Source organism: Acidisphaera sp. S103 (assembly GCF_009765975.1).
Classification (GTDB): Bacteria; Pseudomonadota; Alphaproteobacteria; order Acetobacterales; family Acetobacteraceae; genus Rhodopila.
Window position 1 is genome coordinate 85,414 of the sequence record NZ_LMUJ01000065.1, and the last position, 837, is coordinate 86,250.

Genomic DNA, 837 nt, shown 5'->3' on the forward strand with positions numbered 1-837 from the left:
CATGGTGCCCTCTTTTGACGGCGGCGATGATCTTGGCGGGATCCTTTGTCCACCGGAATGGTCGTGGGTCGGCGTTGGTCTCGGCGAGGAACCGATTGATGGCGGCCTGGAGTTCCACGACGGAGCAGAACACCCCCCGTTGCAGTCGCCGCTTGGTGAGTTTGGCGAAATACCCTTCGACGGCATTCAGCCACGACGCGGATGTGGGGGTGAAGTGGAACGTCCAGCGTGGATGGCGTTCCAGCCATTCCTTGACCTTCGGGTGCTTGTGGGTGGCGTAGTTGTCGACGATGGCGTGGATGGCCTTGCCCGTGGGAACAGAGGCCTCGGTGACGTTCAGGAAGCGGATGAACTCCTCATGCCGGTGGCGCTGCATGCAGCGCCCGATCACCGTCCCGTCCAACACGTTCAGGGCTGCGAACAACGTGGTCGTACCGTTCCGCTTGTAGTCGTGCGTCACGGTGCCACAGCGGCCTTTCTTCATGGGAAGGCCGGGCTGGGTCCGGTCAAGTGCTTGAATTTGGCTCTTTTCGTCGATCGACAGGACCACGGCATGCTCGGGCGGAGCGACGTAAAGCCCGACGATGTCGATAACCTTCTCGGCGAATTGCGGGTCGTTGGACAGCTTGAACAGGCGTGTGCGGTGCGGCTGCAGACCGTGTTTGCGCCATATCCGCTGCACCGAACTGACGCTGAGGCCAATGTGCCGGGCCATCGCGCCCGATGTCCAATGCGTGGTCTCGCCAGGAGGGGAGGTTTGCGTGGCGGTAACCACGCGCGCTTGGATATCCGCCGAGAGCGGCGGAATGCGCGAGCGGCGGGGTTTTTCGCGCAACA

At 62.5% G+C, this 837-nt stretch carries 1 protein-coding gene; it reads right to left on the reverse strand.

Annotated features, from left to right (window positions below; all coding sequences use genetic code 11):
- Positions 1–837 (reverse strand): IS630 family transposase (locus tag GSQ89_RS24240; RefSeq protein WP_174254919.1); only part of this gene is annotated, 837 nt, incomplete at both ends.